This is a genomic window from Arthrobacter sp. I3 (assembly GCF_000520575.1).
Classification (GTDB): domain Bacteria; phylum Actinomycetota; class Actinomycetes; order Actinomycetales; family Micrococcaceae; genus Arthrobacter; species Arthrobacter humicola_A.
This window is the reverse complement of the sequence record NZ_KI914927.1, coordinates 108,105-110,453: the sequence shown is the minus strand read 5'-3', so window position 1 is coordinate 110,453 and position 2,349 is coordinate 108,105. Positions and strand designations below refer to the sequence as shown.

Here is a 2,349-nt window from a genome sequence, read left to right as displayed (position 1 = left end):
TGACCGCCCGCCGGCCGCCACCGACGGCTTCCCGGCGCCCAACAGCCCGGAGCGACGGGCAGAAGTGTTTCATCCATTGGAAATGGAGGTCGCCGCGGCGGAGAATCAGGGGCAGTCTTGGGGGCAGCCCGCGCTCCACAGACAGGAAAGAAGGATGCGATGTCCCTCAGCGTTGAGGAAATGAACAAAGAGCTCCCGTTGGCGAATGTGCTGCCGGGCGACGCCGTCCCGTACTACATGGCGTCGGGCGAAGGCGCCCGCTATGAGATCGACGGCCAGCTGGTCACGGTGATCGCCCGGGCGGCAGACACTGGCGGCATTTTTAGCGCCGCCTACATCTCCGGCGGCATGGGGGCCGAATCACCGTTTGTGAGCCACGCGGTGGAACACAAAACGCTGTACGTCTTCGACGGCATCCTGCACGTCTGGCTGCCGGGCGAAAGCCGCATCCTGACTCCCGGGGATTCCGTGGTGATCCCGCCGGGAACCCCGCACGCGTACCGGATGGCAAGCCACTACACCCGGTTCCTGAACTGGATGACACCGGGCGGCGCCGAGGCCTACTACGAACGCGTCGGCACACCCATCGATTCGCACGTCCCGCCTGTCACCCCGGGCCGGAAGCCCAGCCTGCAGGAGTGCGCGGCGGTGGGCGCCGAATTCGGCATCACGTTCCCCGACGTCGAACGGGTGGCACCGTCTTTCCGGCAGGACGCCGGGCTGCCGGCGGCTCAGAGCCCGTACTTCCTCAGTGCGGGCGAGGGCGAGCGGATGGTCAGCTACCAGACCATGTTCACGTACCTGTCCCGGCCGGCGAACACGGGAGCGAACTACTTCGCCGTCCACACCAAGGGCGCTAAGTCCCCCTACATTCCGCTGCACTTCCACGAGCAGCACACGGAAAACTTCCTCTGCACCGAGGGCCGGATGTGGATCTACGCCAACGGCCGCGAAGTGCTGCTCACCAAGGGCGACTTCCTCCACGCCCCGGCCGGGACCATCCACTCCTTCGCCTTCGATTCCCACAACACCCAGATGGTCGGGTTCCTGACGCCTTCGGTCTTCAACGGCTTCTTCGAGTACTTCAACAAGCCCACGGAGGACTACATGTACACCGAGGGCGGCGAGCCCTACATGGACGTGGAGGGCTTCGGCCGGGCCCAGGCCGAGATGGACCTGACCGTGGTGGGTCCCCCGCCGCAGCGCAGGGCTGCGCTGGACATCTAGGCGGATCTGGGCATCTGGCCCGGTTTTCCGGTCCGGCTGCAGGTCCCACACGAATGGCCCGGAACCCCGCGGAGGGTTCGGGCCATTCGCGTCGGTGGACGGCTTGTCAGCGGTTCATGACGCGTGTCCGTGCAGAGCCTGGCGCACCAGCTCGCGCCCGTAGTCGTTGCCGTTCGGGGTGCGCAGCACCGTGTGCATGTGGAACGGGGCCGGTGTGTCATTGCTGAGGAAGACGCCTGTGTGGTGGTCCAGTTCCATGACCAGCACGGGGCTTTGCAATCGGAAGTAGAAGGCGTCCTGCGCCTCCCATCCGCCGATCCAGCAAAACCAGGTTTCGTCCCAGTGGGCCGCGATTTCCCGCAGGCGGACGGTCCGCGGCCCGTCGGGGAGGAACGCGATGAAGTCTGCCACGAGCTGGTCCAGGATCGCGCGTGCCGCGGCGGGCATCGCGCTGACCGGGATTCCCTCGTAGGGAATCACGCGGTTGTCCTGGAAGCAGCCGGCCAGGTGACGTTCGTCCCCGGGGTGCAGCCTGCCCTCCGGCATGGCCGGGTCCTGCATGTCCTCGAAAAGCGTGGCCTCGTCCCGCAGCGGCCCGGGCAGGGCTTGCATGAGGCGCCGCGCCAGTGCGATCCGCTCCTTGAAAACGGCCACGCCCTGGTGCGGGCCGGCGTCGATGACGTCCGGTTCGGCGCCGAGGAATACCGGCGAGACCACCAGCTGGGTCCCGGCCACCAGGACGTTGAGCGCCACGTGGTGGCCGAAGAGTTGCCAGCCCCACGGGGCCGACTCCGACGGGTCACCGTAGAGGGCGAAGTTGTAGCTGAACTCGTTCATCAGCTCCGGCAGCTCCACCAGGTCGCCCAGGAATCCATTGATCCGCATCAGGTTACGGACCAGCCCGTAGCCGGCCGGACTCAGGCTCGCCGCCACGACGGCCAGGATCTGTTCGCGCACGTCCGGGTCCAGCTCGTCCAGGCGCAGGCCCGTGTCATGTTGCAGGAATTCCGGGTTGGCCCAGCCCTGCCATTCGTGCGCGTCCACCCCGTAGCGGAGCTGTTCGGCCTGGGCCGGCGTGAGTCGTGCCAGCAGGTCCCGGGCGGCGGCCGTCATGGCGGCGCG

General features: G+C 67.2%; 2 protein-coding genes. One reads left to right on the top strand and one right to left on the bottom strand.

Translation table 11 applies throughout. The features are described from left to right. The first annotated feature begins 159 nt into the window (after positions 1 to 159). Positions 160 to 1,227, top strand: a complete 1,068-nt coding sequence (locus Y706_RS0111930) for a quercetin 2,3-dioxygenase (protein ID WP_028276772.1) — start codon at positions 160 to 162, stop codon at positions 1,225 to 1,227. 114 nt (positions 1,228 to 1,341) lie between these two features. Here Y706_RS0111930 and Y706_RS25120 read toward each other — a convergent pair. Then, a partial coding sequence (locus Y706_RS25120; RefSeq protein WP_052355073.1) for a DUF3500 domain-containing protein occupies positions 1,342 to 2,349 on the bottom strand: 1,008 nt, incomplete at its 5' end.